The 21864-nt window shown below is 39.1% G+C and carries 17 protein-coding genes and 5 tRNA genes; all 22 read left to right on the top strand.

The genetic code is table 11. The features are described 5' to 3' along the window. The first annotated feature begins 33 nt into the window (after positions 1–33). The 22 genes from AC1DYB_RS21760 to AC1DYB_RS21655 all read left to right on the top strand — a co-directional run bounded on the left by AC1DYB_RS21760 (position 34) and on the right by AC1DYB_RS21655 (position 21813). Positions 34–1212, top strand: coding sequence for an acyl-CoA dehydrogenase (locus tag AC1DYB_RS21760; RefSeq protein WP_295717251.1), 1179 nt, complete (start codon positions 34–36; stop codon positions 1210–1212). A gap of 143 nt (positions 1213–1355) precedes the next feature. Beyond that, positions 1356–1985 carry a hypothetical protein gene (locus AC1DYB_RS21755; protein WP_477437937.1) on the top strand — a complete coding sequence of 210 codons (630 nt, stop codon included), beginning with the start codon at positions 1356–1358 and terminating at the stop codon, positions 1983–1985. Between the two features lie 489 nt (positions 1986–2474). Beyond that, positions 2475–2666: a 30S ribosomal protein S21 gene (rpsU, locus tag AC1DYB_RS21750; RefSeq protein WP_295717253.1), complete on the top strand. Its 192-nt coding sequence runs from the start codon at positions 2475–2477 to the stop codon at positions 2664–2666. A 50-nt stretch (positions 2667–2716) separates the two neighbouring features. Further along, a complete protein-coding gene (locus AC1DYB_RS21745) occupies positions 2717–3664 on the top strand; it encodes a tyrosine-type recombinase/integrase (protein WP_366087326.1) in 948 nt (315 codons plus the stop codon). Positions 3665–3677: 13 nt separating this feature from the next. Beyond that, positions 3678–4025, top strand: coding sequence for a ribosome hibernation-promoting factor, HPF/YfiA family (hpf, locus tag AC1DYB_RS21740; RefSeq protein ID WP_295717254.1), 348 nt, complete (start codon positions 3678–3680; stop codon positions 4023–4025). A gap of 238 nt (positions 4026–4263) precedes the next feature. Further along, positions 4264–4336: transfer RNA gene (locus AC1DYB_RS21735), tRNA-Thr, on the top strand. A gap of 66 nt (positions 4337–4402) precedes the next feature. After that, positions 4403–4483: transfer RNA gene (locus AC1DYB_RS21730), tRNA-Tyr, on the top strand. Positions 4484–4630: 147 nt separating this feature from the next. Next, positions 4631–4703 (top strand) — tRNA-Gly (locus AC1DYB_RS21725). Positions 4704–4788: 85 nt separating this feature from the next. Further along, positions 4789–4860: transfer RNA gene (locus tag AC1DYB_RS21720), tRNA-Thr, on the top strand. Positions 4861–4928: 68 nt separating this feature from the next. Next, complete coding sequence (gene tuf, locus AC1DYB_RS21715) at positions 4929–6116, top strand: elongation factor Tu (protein ID WP_477394965.1); 1188 nt, start codon at positions 4929–4931, stop codon at positions 6114–6116. Between the two features lie 75 nt (positions 6117–6191). Continuing rightward, positions 6192–6262: transfer RNA gene (locus AC1DYB_RS21710), tRNA-Trp, on the top strand. 19 nt (positions 6263–6281) lie between these two features. Further along, on the top strand, positions 6282–6476 hold the full coding sequence (gene secE / locus AC1DYB_RS21705) for a preprotein translocase subunit SecE (RefSeq protein WP_295717257.1): 195 nt from the start codon (positions 6282–6284) through the stop codon (positions 6474–6476). Between the two features lie 16 nt (positions 6477–6492). Next, positions 6493–7035, top strand: coding sequence for a transcription termination/antitermination protein NusG (gene nusG, locus AC1DYB_RS21700; RefSeq protein ID WP_290324705.1), 543 nt, complete (start codon positions 6493–6495; stop codon positions 7033–7035). A 190-nt stretch (positions 7036–7225) separates the two neighbouring features. Next, a complete protein-coding gene (gene rplK, locus AC1DYB_RS21695) occupies positions 7226–7666 on the top strand; it encodes a 50S ribosomal protein L11 (protein ID WP_184542728.1) in 441 nt (146 codons plus the stop codon). Between the two features lie 80 nt (positions 7667–7746). Next, a complete protein-coding gene (gene rplA / locus AC1DYB_RS21690) occupies positions 7747–8445 on the top strand; it encodes a 50S ribosomal protein L1 (protein ID WP_295717261.1) in 699 nt (232 codons plus the stop codon). 2 nt (positions 8446–8447) lie between these two features. Beyond that, positions 8448–8966, top strand: a complete 519-nt coding sequence (rplJ, locus tag AC1DYB_RS21685) for a 50S ribosomal protein L10 (protein WP_295717262.1) — start codon at positions 8448–8450, stop codon at positions 8964–8966. Between the two features lie 63 nt (positions 8967–9029). Next, the gene (gene rplL / locus AC1DYB_RS21680; protein WP_073405423.1) at positions 9030–9413 is read left to right on the top strand and encodes a 50S ribosomal protein L7/L12; all 384 of its coding nucleotides are present in this window, start codon (positions 9030–9032) and stop codon (positions 9411–9413) included. A 225-nt stretch (positions 9414–9638) separates the two neighbouring features. After that, a complete protein-coding gene (gene rpoB, locus AC1DYB_RS21675) occupies positions 9639–13442 on the top strand; it encodes a DNA-directed RNA polymerase subunit beta (RefSeq protein WP_295717263.1) in 3804 nt (1267 codons plus the stop codon). Positions 13443–13547: 105 nt separating this feature from the next. Then, on the top strand, positions 13548–17834 hold the full coding sequence (rpoC, locus tag AC1DYB_RS21670) for a DNA-directed RNA polymerase subunit beta' (RefSeq protein WP_477437933.1): 4287 nt from the start codon (positions 13548–13550) through the stop codon (positions 17832–17834). 209 nt (positions 17835–18043) lie between these two features. Next, on the top strand, positions 18044–18355 hold the full coding sequence (locus AC1DYB_RS21665) for a DUF3467 domain-containing protein (protein WP_184542718.1): 312 nt from the start codon (positions 18044–18046) through the stop codon (positions 18353–18355). Between the two features lie 163 nt (positions 18356–18518). Further along, the gene (locus tag AC1DYB_RS21660; RefSeq protein WP_477437930.1) at positions 18519–19340 is read left to right on the top strand and encodes a polysaccharide biosynthesis/export family protein; all 822 of its coding nucleotides are present in this window, start codon (positions 18519–18521) and stop codon (positions 19338–19340) included. A gap of 88 nt (positions 19341–19428) precedes the next feature. Next, the gene (locus AC1DYB_RS21655; protein ID WP_477437928.1) at positions 19429–21813 is read left to right on the top strand and encodes a GumC family protein; all 2385 of its coding nucleotides are present in this window, start codon (positions 19429–19431) and stop codon (positions 21811–21813) included. The last annotated feature ends 51 nt before the right edge of the window (positions 21814–21864 follow it).

Here is a 21864-nt window from a genome sequence, read left to right as displayed (position 1 = left end):
CGTTAATTTGTATAACCAGTTATATAAATTAGTATGGAAACTTTACTTACAGACGGTCCGACAATAGGCGGATTCGACTTTTCTATGAACGAAAATCAGCACATGGTAGGTCAAATGGCAAGGGATTTTGCCGAGCGGAATATTAAACCTCATGTAATGGAATGGGATGAAGCCCAGGTTTTTCCTATTGAACTTTTTAAGAAATTGGGCGAGTTGGGTATGATGGGGGTATTTGTGCCCGAACAATACGGTGGCTCGGGCTTCGGTTATTTTGAATACGTTACCGTTATTGTGGAGATAGCCAAAGTTTGCGGCTCAATTGGTTTATCGGTAGCAGCTCATAACTCGCTATGTACCGGTCATATCCTTGCTTTTGGCAATGAGGAGCAAAAAATGAAATGGCTGCCCAAACTGGCTACAGCTGAATGGCTTGGCGCCTGGGGATTAACGGAAGCCAACACCGGGTCTGATGCTTTGGGGATGAATACCACCGCGGTATTGGATGGTGATCATTATATAGTTAATGGTTCAAAAAACTGGATTACGCATGGTAAATCGGGCAATGTTGCCGTAGTCATGGTGCGCACCGGGGCAAAAGGCGATTCGCACGGCATCTCGGCACTGGTTATTGAAAAGGGAACTCCTGGCTTTACCCATGGTAAAAAAGAAAACAAACTGGGCATGCGTGCCTCCGAAACTACTGAATTGATCTTTGATAACTGCCGCGTACCCAAAGAGAACCTGTTAGGTGTGGAAGGCGAGGGCTTTAAACAAGCCATGAAGGTGCTTGATGGCGGTCGTATTTCTATAGCTGCTCTTTCATTGGGGATAGCTAAGGGAGCCTTTGAGGCTGCAGTGGCATACTCTAAAGAGCGTAAGCAGTTTGGTCAATCTATCAGTAATTTCCAGGGCATAGCTTTTAAGCTGGCCGACATGGCAACAGAGATAGAGGCATCAGAACTCTTGATCATGCAGGCTGCTGACCTCAAGAACCGTCACCAGCCGGTAACCAAACAATCGGCTATGGCCAAATACTTTGCATCAGAAACCGCAGTGCGTGTAGCTACAGAGGCAGTGCAGATCTTCGGCGGCTATGGCTATACCAAGGATTTCCCCGTGGAAAAATACTACCGCGATGCCAAGCTTTGCACCATAGGAGAGGGGACAAGCGAGATACAGAAGATTGTAATAAGCAGGGAAGTATTGAGATAGTATCAAGTAGTTAGTATCAAGTATCAAGATTGAATAGTTTATATAAATGCCGGGTATTGGAGTGATTGCTTCGATATTCGGCATTTAACATTAAATAACATATTAGTTGTTGAAACTAACGCTGAGGTATCTAAATTTAGATATTGAAAAAGCACCTGATTATAATCCTTATCACGCTTTCATTTGCAGAACCAGGCTTTTGCCAGCAGGCAGCCTCGTTTCTTAAAATCTCCAGGACGTTAAAACCGATGGATTCGATTGACTATCGCGCAAAAATCCAATATTTTCCGGTAATACCCTCGAATAGAGAGGATTACATTTTGTCCGTTGATGAAAGCAAAATAGAGTTTATGTACGGAGTGCCTTACACAAGCGCGAAATACAATTACCTGAAGGTGCCCGTAACATTCACCAATGCCTCGGAAACAACTTTGAGATACTTTAGCATGTCAGGTTCCTGGTGGGATATTTACAGAACAGATAATCCAAATTTAAAAGTCTTCGCTCAGCATAGTTGTTATAAAAATTCGAACGTAATTTTATCGTTGTCTCCTCATCAGGATATTAAAAGAGAGATAATAATCGAAATCCCTAAAAAAGAAAGTGTGGCCATCGCATTTAAAATAGGTATTATATTGGAAATGGAATTAGATAATGATTATTCCATCAACGCTAAACCAACTCCACCCTTGTTTTCAACACCAGGCAGGCAAAGGCTCATATGGTCCAATTATGTGATGATTTCACAATGGCATGCTATTAAAAAAATATAGTCTGTTAATATCTTGCTTATCGCAGGCCTTTTATTGGACGAAAATGGTGTTGGATTTTTGAAGCCATCTACCTAAATAATATTTCCTGATTTATATTTGAGAAATGAAAAGGTATTATTTGCTGTTTACTTTATTACTATCATTGTTTTATAAACCGGGGCAAGTACAGCGGCCTGCAAAGCATCAAATGACGTCCAAACGAGGTGTAGGCCAGTATGTACTAAACATTGATTAGGACGAGATATGTAGAAACCCCTTAACTCTGTAAGTCGGGGATTGCTTCGTACCTCGCAATGACGTTTTTTTTTAAACCTTGTGTTTCCCTTTCGCTAAGGTATAAAGCTATTACATGCCCCCTGATCCCGCCATCAAAGTTCAAACAAAACCACCCACCTAATCAACCCAATAAACAAATTCAACTTCTCTCTTTGATTTTCAAATATTTGTCTCTATCTTTGGCCCTCCTTGAAAGGAGGTATTTAGGAAATTATGATCATTATTAACGTAAAAGACGGCGAATCATTAGACAAAGCATTGAAACGCTTCAAAAAGAAATTTGAGAAAACTGGAGTTTTAAGAGAACTACGTAGTCGTCAGGCTTTTGAAAAAAAATCTGTAACCCGTCGTCATGTTGTTAAACATGCCATCTACAAGCAAAATATGAACTTAGAAACTGTTTAATTCCCTAAAAAGAATTTTTTTCAGATTTCTTAACACTATATTAAAACTATTTGTACATTCAATCTCTGGATGTTCAAATAGTTTTTATGTTTTTAGAGCGTTTTATCCAATATATTAAGTTCGAAAAGCGGTACTCCCCCCATACGGTATCAGCCTATCAATCAGACCTGGATCAGTTCATGCTCTTCCTTAACAACCCTGGTAATGCCATTGTTGTGCCTGGATCCATTATTACCCATCCCGACCAGATTAGCTATCACGACATCCGTAATTGGATGGTTGAGCTGATTGACCAAAAGCTCACGCCCCGTTCTGTAAATCGAAAAATGGCTACCCTGCGTAAATATTTTAAATTTTTACTCCAGGAGGGGATAATTACGCAAAATCCGGCGTCAAAAATCCGTTCGCAAAAAATACCAAAGCATTTACCGGTTGTTGTTGAAAGTGCAAGCCTTACGCATATGCTGGATAACGATATTGTTACCGACGGCGATTTTGAAGGTTTACGCAACAAACTGGTAGTTGAAATGCTGTTTGGCACCGGCATGCGGCTGGCCGAGCTTTTGGGCCTGAAAGACAGTGATATTAACGATTATGAAGGCACCTTAAAAGTGCTGGGCAAACGCAATAAAGAACGCATCATTCCTATCAACACCGAGCTGCGGATTTTACTTGGACGGTACTCGGAGTTAAAGAAAAATCAAAATTTTCATAACAATTCGGTAATGTTAATCGTTACAAGTAAGGGTGCTGATGCATACCCCAAACTAATTTACCTGATAGTGCAAAAATACCTCTCCAATATATCAACCCAGAATAAAAAGAGCCCTCACGTACTACGGCACACATTTGCAACAAGTTTATTAAACAATGGGGCAGACTTAAACTCCATTAAAGAACTTTTGGGCCACGCTAACCTTAGCGCGACCCAGATTTATACACACAATTCAGTTGAACGATTAAAGTCTATTTACAAACTAGCCCATCCAAAGGCGTAATTAAGGAGGAAACATGAAAATTACAGTGCAATCAATTCATTTTACCGCAGACAGAAAATTATTAGATTTTATTCAGAAAAAGGTAGACAAACTCGATACTTTTTATGATCATATTATTAGTGGCGAGGTTTACTTAAAGCTTGAGAATGTGGAAGATGAGGCAAATAAAATTGCCGAGATTAAACTATTGCTGCCGGGCAACCAGATTTTTGCAAAGGAAAAATGCAAAACTTTCGAAGAGGCAACGGATTTAGCGGTTGAAAGCCTTCGCAAGCAGATTGAAAAGCATAAACAGAAGAAAGCAATTGCCGACGCAGCCGCTAAAAAGGTAATTTTGACCGAGGCAGAAGAGGGATTTTAATATAAAAAAGGCCTTTTTGAGGCTAAAATCGACGGGTTTAAAGCCCGTCGATTTTTTTTAATAAAAAATTTTGCAGCGAAGTAAATTTTTGTAGATTTGCAATCCCTTTCAGAGAGGTGCTAACGACTGCAAATATTTCTGAAAATAGTTCTTTAAAATATAAAAAAGGTTGTTAGTTTTGCCGCTCGATAAACGAAGCCATAAAGGTTTCAAAAATTGAAAGGCAAAATAAATATAAGCCTCCTTAGCTCAGCTGGTAGAGCGACTGACTTGTAATCAGTAGGTCATTGGTTCGATCCCGATAGGAGGCTCAGTTTTTTTCGGAAGAGTAATGTTTAGCTTCAACTTTGAACATTGCGAATCCGGAATCAACTAACGGGGGGATACCAGAGCGGTCAAATGGGGCGGACTGTAAATCCGCTGCTTCGGCTACGAAGGTTCGAATCCTTCTCCCCCCACTTTTTAAGTCGGCAGTTTACAATTTTCAGATAGCAATTAAAGCTTTCAGATGATTGTGAACTGCTAACTTGATTAAAAAGGTTACCGATTTGAATTTTTAGCCTGGCATGCTGCCAACTGAAAGTTGTAAACTGGAAACTAAACAAGCGGAAGTAGCTCAGTTGGTAGAGCGATAGCCTTCCAAGCTATAGGTCGCGAGTTCGAACCTCGTCTTCCGCTCAGTTAAAGCAGGCAGTTAGCCGGGCGCAGTAAGCAGTCAAAAGCTGCTGCAGCCAGAATACTGACAACTGCAAACTAAACAATAGCCGACGTAGCTCAGTGGTAGAGCACTTCCTTGGTAAGGAAGAGGTCATGGGTTCAAATCCCATTGTTGGCTCAATAGCATAAAGAGAATAAAGAATAACAATTTTAAGTATAAATTAACCTACAAAATAATTATAAATCATGGCAAAAGAAAAGTTTGACCGCAGTAAACCGCACTTAAACATCGGTACAATCGGTCACGTTGACCACGGTAAAACAACCCTTACCGCAGCTATTACGAAAGTATTATCTGATGCAGGTTTCTCAGAAGCTCGTTCATTCGATTCAATCGATTCAGCTCCTGAAGAAAAAGAGCGTGGTATTACTATTAATACAGCTCACGTTGAGTACTCAACTGCTAACCGTCACTACGCTCACGTTGACTGTCCAGGTCACGCGGATTATGTGAAAAACATGGTTACTGGTGCTGCTCAGATGGATGGTGCTATCATCGTTGTAGCCGCTACTGACGGTCCAATGCCTCAAACTCGTGAACACATCCTTTTAGCCCGCCAGGTTGGTGTGCCTTCATTGGTTGTATTCATGAATAAAGTTGACATGGTTGACGATCCTGAATTGTTAGAGTTAGTTGAAATGGAAATCCGTGAATTATTATCATTCTACGAATATCCTGGAGACGATATCGCTGTAATTCAAGGTTCGGCTTTAGGTGGTCTTAACGGCGATCCTAAATGGGTTGGAAAAATTATGGAGTTGATGGATGCTGTAGATTCACAGATCCCTATCCCTCCACGTTTAACTGAGCTTCCTTTCTTAATGCCGGTTGAAGACGTATTCTCAATCACTGGTCGTGGTACTGTTGCTACCGGTCGTATTGAGCGTGGTGTTATCAACTCAGGTGAGCAAGTTGACATCCTTGGTATGGGTGCTGAAAACTTGAAATCAACTGTAACTGGTGTTGAGATGTTCCGTAAGATCCTTGACAGAGGTGAAGCTGGTGACAACGTAGGTTTATTGTTACGTGGTATTGAAAAAACTGATATCCGTCGTGGTATGGTTATTTGCAAACCAGGTTCAGTAACTCCGCACACAGATTTCAAAGCTGAAGTTTACGTATTATCAAAAGCAGAAGGTGGCCGTCACACTCCATTCTTCAATAAATACCGCCCGCAATTCTATTTCCGTACCACTGACGTAACTGGTGAAATTTCATTAGGCGAAGGTGTAGAAATGGTTATGCCAGGTGATAATGTTACAATCACTGTAAAGTTGATCAACGCTATCGCAATGGAAAAAGGCTTACGTTTCGCTATCCGTGAAGGTGGCAGAACAGTAGGTGCTGGTCAGGTAACTGAAATTTTGAAATAAGAGTTTCAAAAAGGTTAATTGGAAACATAAGTTTTACCCACAAGGTAAGCTTATGTTTTCTTATTAAAAATATACACGGGAATAGTTCAACGGTAGAATAGAGGTCTCCAAAACCTTTGATCAGGGTTCGAATCCTTGTTCCCGTGCATAAGCAAAGTAGTAAAGATGGCTAACGTAACTGAATATATTAAAGAATCATACATCGAGTTAACTGAGAAGGTGACCTGGCCAACCTGGCGAGAGTTGCAAAGCAGTGCCGTATTGGTACTAGTTGCTGCAATGATTATCGCTATGCTTATCTTTGGTATGGACCAGATTTTACAACGTTTAACTACGGCTTTTTATAGTTCACTAACATAATATTTAGGAGATAGAGATGAGTGATCAATTGAAATGGTATGTGGTGAGGGCCATAAGTGGTAAAGAAAAAAAGGTTAAACAATATATAGATGCCGAAATTAGTCGTTTGGGCATTACGCATTTAGTACCACAGGTATTAATACCTACAGAGAAATACTATCAAATGCGCGATGGGAAAAAGATAGCCAAAGAGCGTAACTATTTTCCTGGATATGTATTGATGGAAGCCGTACTTGATGGCGAGACTGAACACATCATCAAAAATATTAATAGTGTAATAGGATTTTTAGGCGATAAGGCCGGTAATGCTATTCCATTACGCCAAGCCGAAGTTAACCGTATTTTAGGTAAGGTTGATGAAATGAGCGCCCAGGGTGAAACCATGAATGTTCCATATTACATTGGCGAAAGCGTAAAAGTAATGGACGGACCTTTCAACGGATTTAGCGGGGTGATTGAAGAGGTTAACGAAGAGAAGAAGAAATTAAAAGTTATGGTAAAGATATTCGGGCGCCGTACGCCGCTTGAGTTGAATTACATGCAAGTTGAAAAAGAATAGTATCAAGTAGTTAGTATCAAGTAGCAAGATGACTTGCAAAGCTGATAGAATGAATAGATACCAATAAAGAAATAGGTTAAAAGTAGTAAAGGTCTTGATACTTGATACTAACTACTTAATACCAATAAAAACCTTAAATGTTACTTAGCTTCCACTTACTAACATTGAGTTATAATTAAAGTAAATTAAAATGGCAAAAGAGATCGGTGCAATGGTAAAGCTGCAAGTTAAAGGCGGCGCCGCAAACCCATCACCTCCGATTGGCCCTGCATTGGGTGCAAAAGGTGTGAACATCATGGAGTTTTGCAAGCAATTTAATGCACGTACCCAGGATAAAGCTGGAAAGGTGTTGCCTGTTTTGATTACTGTTTATGTTGACAAATCTTTCGAATTTATTATTAAAACCCCTCCTGTTGCAATCCAGTTATTGGAAGCAACCGGTTTAAAAAGTGGTTCGGCTGAACCCAACCGTAAAAAAGTTGCCAATGTAAATTGGGAGCAGGTTGAAACTATAGCCAAAGATAAAATGGTAGATCTGAATGCATTTACTGTAGAATCAGCCATGAAAATGGTGGCAGGTACTGCCCGTAGTATGGGAATTACCGTATCAGGTACGGCTCCCTGGAATTAAATTGATTTCGGATTTCGGATTTTTTTAAATCTCAGATCTCAGATCAAAAATTAAAAATTTATACAAAATCAGTTTAAGAAGTGGCTAGATTAACAAAAAATCAAAAAGCGGCACTCTCCAAAATTGAGGCAAACAAATCGTATACATTAGAAGCAGCAGCAAATTTAGTTAAAGAATTAACCCTTACTAAATTTGACTCTTCAGTTGATATAGACGTTCGTTTAGGTGTTGACCCTCGTAAAGCCAATCAAATGGTACGTGGTATTGCAACATTACCTCATGGAACCGGCAAAACTGTACGTGTATTGGTGCTTTGTACTCCTGATAAGGAACAAGAAGCTAAAGATGCAGGTGCGGATTTCGTAGGTTTGGATGATTATATTGCCAAGATTGAAGGCGGATGGACTGACGTTGATATTATCATCACTATGCCAAGTGTTATGGCTAAGGTAGGTCGTTTGGGTAGAATATTAGGCCCGCGTAACCTTATGCCAAACCCTAAATCAGGAACAGTAACTCCAGAAGTTGGAAAAGCTGTAACTGAGGTTAAAGGTGGTAAAATTGACTTCAAAGTTGATAAAACAGGTATCATCCATACCTCAATAGGAAAAGCATCATTCCCTGCAGATAAAATTTATGAGAATGCATTAGAAGTATTGCAGGTTATCTCAAAATTAAAACCATCAGCAGCAAAAGGAACATATTTCAAGAGCATTCATATCTCTTCAACCATGTCTCCGGGAATAACAGTTGAAACTAAATCAGTAGCGGGGATCTAATCATGAATAAAGAAGAAAAACACGACCTTGTTCTTGCCCTTACTGAGCAAATGAAGGAGTACGGTAATTTCTATATTACTGATACCTCTAACTTATCAGTTGCAAAGATCAACAACATCCGTCGTAAATGTTTCGAAAGCGATATTACGATGAAAGTGGCAAAAAATAGCTTGATTAAAAAAGCTATGGAAGCTGCGGGTGGCGATTACAGCCCAATATTTGAAATTTTAAAAGGTTCATCATCAATCCTTTTTTCTAAATCAGCAACTGCTCCGGCAAAGTTGATTAAACAATTGAGAAAAGGAAATGAAAAACCAATTTTAAAGGCAGCTTATATTGATTCAGCAATATTTATCGGTGATAACCAGATAGATACTTTGATCAAACTAAAATCAAAGGAACAACTGATAGGCGAAATTATTGGTTTACTGCAATCACCGGCAAAGAACGTTATTTCAGCATTACAATCAGGCGGAAATATACTTGCAGGCGTAGTAAAAACATTACAGGAAAGAGGTTAACGAACACCTTATTAAAGTTCGATAATAATAAACAAAAAGCATTAAAAGTAAAATTTAAATAAAATGGCGGATTTAAAAGCGTTTGCTGAACAGTTGGTAAACTTAACAGTAAAGGAAGTAAACGAATTAGCTCAGATCTTAAAAGATGAGTATGGTATTGAGCCTGCTGCTGCAGCTGTTGCTGTTGCTGCTGCTCCTGCTGGTGGCGATGATGCCCCTGCTGCTGAAGCAGTACAAACTGCATTTGACGTTATCCTGAAAGAAGCAGGCGGCGCTAAATTAGCAGTTGTTAAATTAGTAAAAGACTTAACTGGCTTAGGTTTGAAAGAAGCTAAAGATCTTGTTGACGGTGCACCAAAAGAAGTTAAAACTGGCGTAACTAAAGAAGAAGCTGAATCTTTGAAAAAACAATTAGAAGAAGCTGGAGCAGTAGTTGAGGTTAAATAAGTTAACCCAATAAAATATAGCATGAGACTCCGACCTATTTTGGTCGGGGTCTATTGCTGTTTATAAAGGTTTGGATTGAGAAGATAATAGATATGAGATTTGAGATATGAGGCTTTACCGTTTATTAGTAACGCTAAAGTCTTTAAAACATCATTCCCGTCTCAAATCTCACATCTCAAATCTTACATCTACAAAAGTTTATTAATAAACTAAAAATTAAACACCTTGGCAAACAAAATTAATCAAAGAGTAAACTTTGCAACCAGTAGAAAGGTACTTGATTACCCCGATTTCCTGGATGTTCAGTTACAATCTTTCCAGGAATTTTTTCAATTGGAAACCACCTCAGACAACCGCTATAAAGAAGGTTTGTTTAAAGTGTTTGCTGAAAATTTTCCTATCTCAGATTCAAGAAACATCTTCGTTTTAGAGTTTCTGGATTACTTTATTGATCCGCCACGTTATGATATACAAGAGTGTATCGAGCGCGGATTAACTTATAGTGTACCATTAAAAGCCAAGCTTCGCCTGTCATGTAATGATGAGGAGCACGAGGATTTTGAAACAATTGTACAGGACGTGTACCTGGGAACTATCCCTTACATGACTCCTAAAGGTACGTTTGTTATTAATGGCGCCGAGCGTGTAATTGTATCTCAATTACACCGTTCACCAGGTGTATTCTTTGGCCAAAGCCGCCACACCAACGGTACAAAATTATACTCTGCCCGTGTAATACCTTTCAAAGGTTCATGGATTGAGTTTGCTACTGACGTTAACAACGTGATGTATGCTTATATTGACCGTAAAAAGAAATTCCCGGTTACCACGTTACTTCGTGCAATTGGTTATGATTCTGATAAAGATATATTAGAGTTGTTTGAACTTGCCGACGAAGTAAAAGTAAGCAAATCTGGCTTGAAGAAATTCATTGGCCGTAAGCTTGCTGCAAGGGTGCTTAAAAAATGGGTTGAAGATTTTGTGGATGAAGATACAGGTGAAGTAGTATCTATCGACCGTAATGAAATCATTCTTGAGCGTGAAACCGTACTGGAAGATGACCATATTGATATGATCATTGATGCTGGGGTTAAAACCATTATCCTTAATAAGGAAGATGCTTCAACCAGCGGTGATTATACTATCATATATAATACATTACAAAAAGATACTTCAAACTCTGAGAAGGAAGCGGTTGAGCATATCTACCGTCAATTACGTAACGCTGAACCACCTGATGAGGAAACTGCTCGTGGTATTATCGATCGTTTGTTCTTCTCTGATAAGAGGTATGATCTGGGCGATGTGGGCCGTTACCGCATCAACCGTAAGCTTAAATTAAATACCTCTGATGAAACTAAGGTTTTAACCAAGCAGGATATCATTGCCATTGTTAAGTACCTGATCAAACTGATCAACTCTAAAGCTGAGGTGGATGATATTGATCACTTGTCAAACCGTCGCGTTCGTACAGTAGGTGAGCAGTTATATGCTCAGTTTGGTGTAGGTTTAGCCCGTATGGCACGTACTATTCGTGAGCGTATGAACATCCGTGACAACGAGGTGTTTACCCCAACAGACCTGATTAACGCACGTACATTATCATCTGTGATCAACTCGTTCTTCGGAACAAACCAGTTATCACAGTTCATGGACCAAACCAATCCACTGGCAGAGATCACGCACAAGCGTCGTCTGTCAGCCCTTGGGCCTGGTGGTCTGTCACGTGAGCGTGCAGGTTTCGAGGTTCGTGACGTTCACTATACCCACTACGGTAGGTTGTGTACTATTGAAACTCCCGAAGGACCAAACATTGGTTTGATCTCTTCACTTTGCGTACATGCCAAGATCAACAACTTAGGCTTTATTGAAACACCATACAAACGCGTGGTTGAAGGTAAAGTACAAGTTAATGAGCCGGTTATCTATTTATCTGCAGAGGATGAAGACGGTAAAACTATTGGCCAGGCTAACGCGCATTATGATGATAACGGAGTATTCGCGCTTCCGAAAGTAAAAGCACGTTTTGAGGGTGACTTCCCGATCATTGATCCGGAGAAACTCGACTTAATGGATATTGCTCCAAACCAGATCACCTCAATCGCGGCTTCATTAATTCCGTTCCTGGAACATGATGATGCTAACCGTGCATTGATGGGATCAAACATGCAACGCCAGGCTGTACCTTTGTTACGCCCTGAAGCGCCGATTGTTGGTACCGGACTGGAAGGTCGTGTTGCTAAAGATTCACGTACACTGATCAATGCCGAAGGCGATGGTGTGGTTGAATATGTAGACGCGAACGAGATCCGTATTAAATATGACCGTAATGATCTTGACCGCCTGATATCATTTGATGGCGATTCAAGAAGCTACCGTTTAACCAAGTTCAAGAAAACCAACCAGAGTACTACCATGAACCTTAAGCCAATTGTTAAAAAAGGCCAAAGGGTATCAAAAGGAGAAGTGCTTTGCGAAGGTTATGCTACACAAGCAGGTGAACTTGCCTTAGGCCGTAACCTTAAAGTGGCATTCATGCCTTGGCAAGGTTATAACTTTGAGGATGCGATAGTAATATCTGAGCGCGTTGTATCACAGGATATATTCACTTCACTTCACGTTGAAGAGTTTGAATTGGAAGTACGTGATACCAAACGTGGTGAAGAAGAATTAACACCAGATATCCCTAACGTATCAGAAGAAGCCACCAAAGATTTGGACGAAGACGGTATTATCCGTGTAGGTGCCGAAGTTAAGGAAGGCGATATCCTGATTGGTAAGATCACTCCGAAAGGCGAATCAGACCCATCACCGGAAGAAAAACTGTTACGCGCCATTTTTGGTGATAAAGCAGGTGATGTTAAGGATGCATCTTTAAAAACTCCGCCATCAATTGCTGGTGTTGTTATTGATACCAAATTATTTAGCCGTGCTAAAAAAACGTCGAAAGCCGAAGAAAAAGCACAGTTAGAGAAACTGGATAACAAACATGATAAAGCTGTAAAAGATCTTAAAAATACTTTGATTGAAAAGTTATTTGAGATCGTGAACGGTAAAACATCACAAGGTGTTTACAACGTTTACAAAGAGCTGCATGTACCTAAGGGTGTTAAATTTACCCAGAAAATTTTAGTTGAGCTTAGCTATGAAAATATCAACCCAACTAAATGGACAACTGATGATGATAAAAACGACCAGATAAAAACCTTACTTCATAACTACAACATCAAGGTTAATGAAGAGCTGGGTGCTTACCGTCGTGATAAATTCGCTATCAGTGTGGGTGATGAACTGCCATCAGGTATTGTTCAAATGGCTAAAGTTTACATCGCCAAAAAGCGTAAGCTTAAGGTGGGTGATAAGATGGCTGGTCGTCACGGTAATAAAGGTATTGTTGCGCGTATTGTACGTGACGAAGATATGCCTTTCCTTGAAGATGGAACACCGGTTGATATTGTGTTGAACCCACTGGGTGTACCTTCACGTATGAACTTAGGGCAGATATATGAAACCGTATTAGGTTGGGCAGGTAAAGAGTTGGGCATTAAATTCGCTACTCCGATTTTTGATGGTGCAAGCCATACTGAAGTGGAAGAGTGGGTTAAAAAAGCAAACTTACCAGAATCTGGCCGTACCTATTTATACAATGGCTTAACAGGCGATCGTTTTGATCAGCAGACCACAGTAGGTATTATATACATGCTGAAATTAGGTCACATGGTTGATGATAAGATGCACGCACGTTCAATTGGGCCATACTCATTAATTACACAACAACCATTGGGTGGTAAAGCCCAGTTTGGTGGTCAGCGTTTTGGTGAGATGGAGGTTTGGGCACTCGAAGCATTCGGTGCAGCAAACATACTGCAGGAAATATTAACCGTTAAATCGGATGATGTTATCGGCCGTGCCAAAACTTACGAGGCTATTGTTAAAGGTGAAAACCTGCCAACTCCATCAGTTCCTGAATCATTCAACGTATTGGTTCATGAATTAAGAGGTTTAGGTTTAGATATCACATTAGAATAAGGTTAAAGCTTAAAGGCTAAAGGTGAAAGGTTTAAGACGTAACGTCGTACCCTTTTGCCTTTCACCTTTTACCTTTCACCTCAACTTTAAAAAAACAAGGAGACTATGTCTTACAAAAAGGATAATAAAATCAAAAGTAATTTCACCACGATTACTATCAGCTTGGCCTCTCCGGAGTCCATCCTTGAGCGTTCAAGCGGTGAGGTTTTAAAACCAGAAACCATCAACTACAGGACCTATAAGCCTGAGCGTGATGGTTTATTCTGCGAGCGTATTTTTGGTCCGGTTAAAGATTATGAGTGCCATTGCGGTAAATACAAACGTATCCGTTACAAGGGTATCGTTTGTGATCGTTGCGGTGTTGAAGTAACCGAAAAGAAAGTACGTCGTGAGCGTATGGGCCACATTAACCTTGTAGTTCCTGTTGCTCATATCTGGTACTTCCGTTCGTTACCAAACAAAATTGGTTACTTATTGGGCTTACCAACAAAAAGACTTGATCTGATCATTTACTACGAACGTTATGTAGTAATACAGGCAGGTATTAAAGAATCAGACGGAATCAACAAAATGGATTTCCTTACTGAAGAAGAATACCTTGACGTATTAGATACCCTTCCAAAAGAGAACCAGTACCTTGACGACAAAGATCCTCAGAAATTTGTGGCCAAAATGGGTGCTGAGGCTTTAGAGGAATTATTAAAACGCCTTGATTTGGATGAGCTTTCATTTAGCTTACGCCACCAGGCAGCAAACGAAACTTCACAACAACGTAAAAACGAAGCATTAAAACGTTTACAGGTTGTTGAGGCTTTCCGTGATGCAAAAACCAGGATTGAAAATAACCCTGAGTGGATGATTGTTAAGATCGTTCCGGTTATCCCGCCTGAGTTGCGTCCGTTAGTACCTTTAGAAGGTGGTCGTTTCGCTACTTCAGATTTGAATGACCTTTACCGCCGTGTAATTATCCGTAACAACCGTTTAAAACGTTTGATCGAGATCAAAGCACCGGAAGTTATCTTACGTAACGAAAAACGTATGTTACAGGAAGCTGTAGATTCGTTATTTGACAACTCACGTAAAGTTAACGCGGTTAAAACTGAAGGTAACCGTGCATTGAAATCACTTTCAGATATCCTGAAAGGTAAACAAGGCCGTTTCCGTCAAAACTTATTAGGTAAACGTGTGGATTATTCTGCCCGTTCGGTAATTGTTGTAGGGCCAAACCTTAAATTACACGAGTGCGGTTTACCAAAAGATATGGCTGCCGAGCTGTTTAAACCATTTATCATCCGCAAAATGATTGAGCGTGGTGTGGTTAAGACAGTAAAATCTGCCAAAAAGATTGTTGACCGTAAAGACCCATTAGTTTGGGATATTTTGGAAAACGTATTGAAAGGACACCCTGTATTACTAAACCGTGCGCCTACGCTGCACAGGTTGGGTATCCAGTCGTTCCAGCCAAAACTGGTTGAAGGTAAAGCGATCCAATTGCACCCATTAACCTGTACAGCATTCAACGCGGATTTTGACGGTGACCAGATGGCCGTTCACGTACCACTTGGTAACGCGGCAATTTTGGAAGCCCAGGTATTGATGCTTGCATCACACAACATTTTGAACCCTGCCAACGGTACGCCTATTACAGTACCATCTCAGGACATGGTGCTTGGTTTGTACTACATAACCAAAGGCCGTAAAACTGATGAAGGACGTATAGTAAAAGGCCAGGGTTTAACTTTTTACTCTGCCGAAGAAGTAATTATAGCTTATAACGAAAGAAAAATTGACCTGCACGCCTTTATCAAGGTTAAAGCCTTTATTAAAGATCGTGACGGAAAGATTGTAAGCAAAATTATTGATACTACTGTAGGCCGCGTGTTGTTTAATCAGCATGTACCTGTTGAAGTAGGTTATATAAATGAATTGCTAACCAAAAAATCACTGCGTGATATTATTGGTGAAGTAGTGAAAATTACCGGTATGGCACGTGCAGCCCAGTTCCTTGACGATATTAAGGAGTTAGGTTTCAAAATGGCATTCCAGGGTGGTTTATCATTTAACCTTAAGGATATCAATATCCCTGCAGAAAAAGTTACACTGATCGAAACAGCTTCTAAACAAGTTGAAGAGGTTATGGGTAACTATAACATGGGTTTCATTACCAACAACGAGCGTTATAACCAAATTATCGATATCTGGACACGTATCAACAATCGCTTAACAGCGAATGTAATGGACATCCTGAGCAACGATAACCAGGGCTTTAACTCGGTGTATATGATGCTTGACTCAGGTGCGCGTGGTTCTAAAGAGCAGATTCGTCAGCTTGCAGGTATGCGTGGTTTGATGGCGAAGCCTCAAAAATCAGGCTCAGGTGGTGAGATTATTGAAAACCCTATTCTTTCAAACTTTAAAGAAGGTTTGTCGGTATTAGAGTACTTCATTTCAACCCACGGTGCGCGTAAAGGTTTGGCGGATACGGCGTTGAAAACAGCTGATGCTGGTTACTTAACCCGTAGGTTGCATGATGTTGCCCAGGATATGATTGTTGGTATGGTTGATTGCGGTACTTTAAGAGGTATCTATACAACAGCTTTAAAAGACAACGAAGATATTGTTGAGCCATTATATGACCGTATCTTAGGTCGTACCACTTTACATGATGTTCATGACCCTATCACTAACGAATTGTTGGTATCAGCAGGTCAGGATATTACGGAAGAAATTGGTAAAAAAATAGAGAACTCTCCTTTAGAAGGTATTGAAATACGTTCGGTATTAACGTGCGAAAGCAAACGCGGTGTGTGCGCTTTATGCTATGGCCGTAACCTTGCAAGCGGTAAACGCGTGCAAAAAGGTGAAGCTGTGGGTGTAATTGCTGCACAGTCTATCGGTGAGCCGGGTACACAGTTAACATTACGTACATTCCACGTGGGTGGTACCGCCTCAAACATTGCTGCTGAATCACAGATTAACGCAAGGTTTGATGGTATCATTGAATTTGAAAACGTGCGTACTGTTCAATACAAGACTGACGAAGGTGTAGTTGATGTAGTATTGGGTCGTTCTGGTGAGTTCCGTATAGTTGAAGAAGGAAGTAACAAGGTAATTGTTACCAACAACATTCCTTACGGTTCATACCTGTACATTCAGGATGGTAGCAAAGTAACTAAAGGCGATCGTATCTGTTCATGGGATCCGTACAATGCGGTTATCATATCGGAGTTTGCAGGTATCACAACATTTGATGCCGTATTAGAAGGTATCACTTTCCGTGAAGAATCTGATGAGCAAACAGGTCACCGTGAAAAAGTAATTATCGATACAAGAGATAAAACTAAGAATCCTGTAATTCAAATTGCTGATAATAAAGGCAACATCATTAAAGGATATAACATCCCGGTAGGTGCTCACATTGCTGTTGAAGAAGGTGAAAAACTACAAACCGGACAGGTTATTGCCAAGATCCCTCGTTCAACTGGTAAAACCCGGGATATCACCGGTGGTTTGCCACGTGTAACTGAGTTATTTGAAGCACGTAACCCATCCAACCCGGCTGTAGTAACCGAGATTGATGGTGTGGTAACTTTAGGCGGTATTAAACGTGGTAATCGCGAAATGACCATTGAATCAAAAGATGGCCAGATCAAGAAATACCTTGTTCCATTGTCAAAACACATCCTTGTACAGGATAACGACTTTGTGAAAGCTGGTATGCCTTTATCAGATGGTTCAATATCACCTGCTGATATCCTGGCTATTAAAGGCCCGGCTGCAGTACAGGAATACCTGGTGAATGGTATACAGGAAGTTTACCGTTTGCAGGGTGTGAAGATCAATGATAAACACTTCGAGGTGATTGTACACCAGATGATGCAGAAAGTAGCTATTGAGGATGCAGGTGATACCCGTTTCCTTGAACGCGAAGCTGTTGACAGCTGGGATTTCATGACCGAGAATGATGAGATATTTGACAAGAAGGTTGTTGTTGAGCCAGGTGACTCAGCTACATTGAAATCAGGTCAGATAGTTTCATTGAGAAGGTTACGTGATGAGAACTCTATTTTAAAACGTAAAGATTTAAAATTGGTTGAAGTTCGCGATGCTATCGCTGCAACATCAAGCCCGATACTGCAAGGTATCACCAGGGCCTCATTAGGTACCAAATCATTTATCTCTGCTGCATCGTTCCAGGAAACTACCAAAGTACTGAACGAAGCCGCGATAGCAGGTAAGAAAGACTTAATGCTTGGCTTGAAAGAGAACGTTATTGTAGGTCACCTGATTCCTTCTGGTACAGGTTTACGCGAGTACGAAAATATCCGTGTAGGTTCACAAGAAGAATTTGACCGCTTAATGGCTTCAAAAGCTGAAGAAGTAGAAGCATAATTAGCATACTTTTAATTTTATTATAAGCCCTCCAGTAAAATGGGGGGCTTTTTTTGTGTCAAAAGTAAATTTGCTAAAACAATTGATTTCAATTTATGTTTAAGATGGAACTTATCAGGTATGCTTAATATTTAGCAAAACTTTGATAATGGAGATAATTACAGTAAAAACGACTTCGATAAAAGAATGTCTTTTTATACTTTAGTAGGATGGAAGAACAAAACGAAAATCAGCTTAATATTGAGCTTTCTGAAGAAATTGCAGAAGGCATCTATTCAAATTTGGCAATAATTACCCATTCAAGCTCGGAGTTTGTGCTCGACTTTATCCGGGTGATGCCCGGGGTACCTAAGGCGAAAGTGAAGTCGAGGATAATTTTAACGCCTGAGCATGCCAAACGTTTATTGTCTGCATTAGAAGATAATATCGAAAAATTTGAAACCTTAAATGGCCGTATTAAGATCCAGCAGGACCCTTCTGGCTTTCCAATGAATTTTGGAGGCACCATGGGACAGGCGTAAAATTTTGATTATGATATTAAAATGCGCTTTTAGTTAATAAAAAGTTATGTTAAAGGCTTGTTTATGAAAAAATTAATAATTTGTTAATTGGATTGTAAAAAAAAGTATATATATTGCATTGTTTTAAAATTTGCCACCTATAAAAACACGAGATCTTAAATTTATGAGAAGAAACTACCTGTTAAATTCATTTTTAATCCTGTTTATTTTATTCGTTTCCGCCGGTTTATTTTCGTGTTCATCAACAAAAAAGGTTAAATACTTTCAGGATATCCCAGATTCGGGTAAACTGGCTACTATTGCATCTTCAAATTATACTCCGCCCAAAATTCAGGTAGATGATATTTTAACTGTTCTTGTGCAAACCATAGATCCTCAAAGTACAGCGGTTATTAGTTTGGGTAATATTCCTGCACCGAGCACAAGTAATTCGATTTCTGGGGGGGCGGCCAGCTTAAACCAACAGGTTGCTACTGGATATTTGGTTGATAAGGACGGATATATTGAGCTGCCAATACTTGGAAAAATAAAGGTTTTAGGATATACCACATCAGAGGCTGTTGCTGTAATACATACGGAAGCTTTGAAGTATTATAAAGAAGTAACAGTTATAGTACGTTTAGCTAATTTTAAAATTAGTGTAACTGGAGAAGTATTAAAGCCAGGTGCTTATATTATGCCTAATGAAAAAGTTAGCATAATGGATGCTCTTGCGGTTGCCGGAGATCTGACAATTTTTGGTAAAAGAGAGAATGTACTTTTAATTAGAGAAAATGAAGACGGTACAAAAACTCCGTACCGTATTAATCTTAAAAAAAGCGATATAATGTCTGCTCCATATTACTATTTGCGGCAAAATGATGTTATTTATGTTGAGCCAAGAAAAGCTAAGTCTGATGCTACCGACGCTGCTCAACAAAAATATATTACTATAGCCGGTGCTCTTTTATCTATTATTCTCGTTTTAGCCTACAGAGTAAAGTAAATGTATGTTTAGTGGCGAATGCAGTGCTTTTCGTCGAAGATAAAACCATCACATAACCTATCTATTATTTATAAGGAATTTCGATTTTATGCAACAAAATTCATCTATTAAAGATCCGCGGGATGAGCAGGAATTTGACTATAAGAAACTTGTAACAAGGATAATATCTAACTGGTATTTATTTGTATTTGGTTTAATTATATTTGGATCAATAGCCTTTTTATATAAAAGATATTCTACTACTGATTATAGAGTCAGTGCAATGATGATTGTAGAGGATGATAAAGGTGGTGGTTCCGGATCAAGTGGAATGGGCGGACTAGCCTCCTTGACAGACATCTCATCATTATTGGGCGTTACAAGTAATGCAGAAAACGAGGTAAATATACTTAAGTCTAAGACCATAGCATCTAATGTAGTCGAAGATTTGAAATTAAATATTCTTACTTACCGTAATGACCGGTTTAAAGAAACTGAACTTTACAATCAGGCGCCATTTAATATACTTATAAGCTATAAATCAGACTCACTGAAGGCAAGAAAATATGACGTTGCTTTGAAAAATGGCGTTATACATATAAAAAATAGCAGAGATGACATTGATATTAAGGCAAAATTTGGGCAGGTAATAAATCTTCCACAATATAATTTAGTTTTATCTCCCACGGGTAATCCTACCAATGCGCTCGGGTATACAGTAATAATTACATCTAAAGAATCTGCTGTCGAAAGTCTGTCGAAATCGTTAGATGTTAGTTTATCAAGCAAAACCACCACTACTATTGATTTGTCACTAACCAATCCTAATTCAAAAAAAGGAGAAGCGATATTAAATAAGGTAATGGAGGTTTATTTGAAACTTAATAGGGCAAACAAACTTCAAATTGCCGATAGCACACTTGCATTTATTAACGAAAGATTAAATCTTGTTGGGAATGAACTATCTGGTGTCGAAAAAGAATTTGAGCAATTTAGAAAGCAAAACAAAATTGCCGACGTTGAAGAGCAATCTAAAGCTCTTATCGGTGCAGCAAGCGACTTTCAAAAACAATTGAGCACACTTGATGTGCAAATATCTGTAGTGCATGATTTGCAAAAGTATCTTAGCAATCCTGGTAATAAGAAAATAATTCCTTCGGCCTTAGCCTTACCATCAGATGGTTTTTCTGAGGCAATTGATAAGTACAATCAATTACTTTTAGATAGAGATGCTAAAAGTATGGTTAGCACTGAAAATAATCCGTATTTGAAAAATTTAGATACTCAAATTGATAATTTTAGAACCATTATATTAAAAAATGTTAACTCTTATTTACAAGGGTTAGAGGTTAGCAAGGATAACCTTAAATCACAAAATAAAACCTTCACGGGGCAAATTGAACAAGTGCCTGCTATATCAAGAAAATTTTTAGATTATACAAGGCAACAAACCGTTAAACAAGATTTGTATATATTCCTACTTCAAAAAAGAGAAGAGACAGCGATTTCTAAAACGTCAACAATCTCATCTTCGAAAATAGTAGACACTGCTAAAAGTGAGTATGAGCCGAATTTGACGAGACCGTCATTAATTTCAATGTTGATTTTCTCGATGGGCTTCATCTTTCCTTTGGCTTTTATCTATATTAAGGAACTGCTTAATGTGAAGATTAGTTATAAATCGGACGTTGAAGAAAATTCTGATGTGACTATTGTTGGGGAGATAGGGCATAATGAAAACGGCAATAGTTTGGTAGTTGATAACAATTCCAGATCAATAATATCAGAACAATTTAGGGGTTTACGAACCAATTTACAATATCTAATGAATTCTGATCAACCCCAAGTGATAATGATAACATCAAGTATGAGTGGGGAAGGTAAATCATTCATATCTCTAAATATCGGGAGCGTTTTGGCATTGAGCGGTAAAAAGGTTGCGTTTATTGAGCTGGATTTGCGCAAGCCTAAGTTGTCACAAAATTTAGGTTTGGAAAATGATTTTGGGTTTACAAACTATATAGTATCAAGTAATATGAAACCAGAGGAAATTGTAAAACCAGTCTGGTTTAGTGAAAATTGCTTTTTGATAAGTTCAGGGCCGATACCACCGAATCCATCTGAATTATTGCTAAATGAGAAGCTTGGGGTTTTAATAAGTAAGTTGAAGGAAACATTTGATTTTGTAATTATTGATAGTGCTCCTTTAGGCTTAGTATCCGATGCTTTAATTATTGAAAAATATGTTGATTTAACGCTCTATATAGTGCGTAATAAATATACCTTCAAAAGCCAATTGGGAATAATTAATGATTTGGTAGATAGTAAAAAGCTCAAGAAAGCCTATTTGGTAATTAATGATATTGCTGCGAAGAAAGGCGGGTATTATGGAGGGAATGGCTACGGATATGGTTATGGTTATGGTTATGGCTACGGTTATATTGAAAATCATAAAGCAAAGGAGAGCTGGGTGAAACGTTTTTTTAAAAAATAAATTCTAAAATAGGACAGAAAAGAATTACAATAGGTATTTCAGTAAATAGGG

The organism is Mucilaginibacter sp. P2_A4, from assembly GCF_056405015.1.
Note: the sequence above shows the minus strand (reverse complement) of the source record. Positions and strands in the feature narration are given on the sequence as shown.

Bases quoted from the DNA above. Each gene is read 5' to 3' on its own strand.
- hpf (WP_295717254.1), top strand. From the start codon at position 3,678: ATGAAAATTACAGTGCAATCAATTCATTTTACCGCAGACAGAAAATTA.
- AC1DYB_RS21760 (WP_295717251.1), top strand. From the start codon at position 34: ATGGAAACTTTACTTACAGACGGTCCGACAATAGGCGGATTCGACTTT.
- AC1DYB_RS21655 (WP_477437928.1), top strand. From the start codon at position 19,429: ATGCAACAAAATTCATCTATTAAAGATCCGCGGGATGAGCAGGAATTT.
- rplK (WP_184542728.1), top strand. From the start codon at position 7,226: ATGGCAAAAGAGATCGGTGCAATGGTAAAGCTGCAAGTTAAAGGCGGC.
- AC1DYB_RS21665 (WP_184542718.1), top strand. From the start codon at position 18,044: ATGGAAGAACAAAACGAAAATCAGCTTAATATTGAGCTTTCTGAAGAA.
- secE (WP_295717257.1), top strand. From the start codon at position 6,282: ATGGCTAACGTAACTGAATATATTAAAGAATCATACATCGAGTTAACT.
- AC1DYB_RS21660 (WP_477437930.1), top strand. From the start codon at position 18,519: ATGAGAAGAAACTACCTGTTAAATTCATTTTTAATCCTGTTTATTTTA.
- tuf (WP_477394965.1), top strand. From the start codon at position 4,929: ATGGCAAAAGAAAAGTTTGACCGCAGTAAACCGCACTTAAACATCGGT.
- rpoC (WP_477437933.1), top strand. From the start codon at position 13,548: ATGTCTTACAAAAAGGATAATAAAATCAAAAGTAATTTCACCACGATT.
- rpsU (WP_295717253.1), top strand. From the start codon at position 2,475: ATGATCATTATTAACGTAAAAGACGGCGAATCATTAGACAAAGCATTG.
- rplL (WP_073405423.1), top strand. From the start codon at position 9,030: ATGGCGGATTTAAAAGCGTTTGCTGAACAGTTGGTAAACTTAACAGTA.
- nusG (WP_290324705.1), top strand. From the start codon at position 6,493: ATGAGTGATCAATTGAAATGGTATGTGGTGAGGGCCATAAGTGGTAAA.
- rplJ (WP_295717262.1), top strand. From the start codon at position 8,448: ATGAATAAAGAAGAAAAACACGACCTTGTTCTTGCCCTTACTGAGCAA.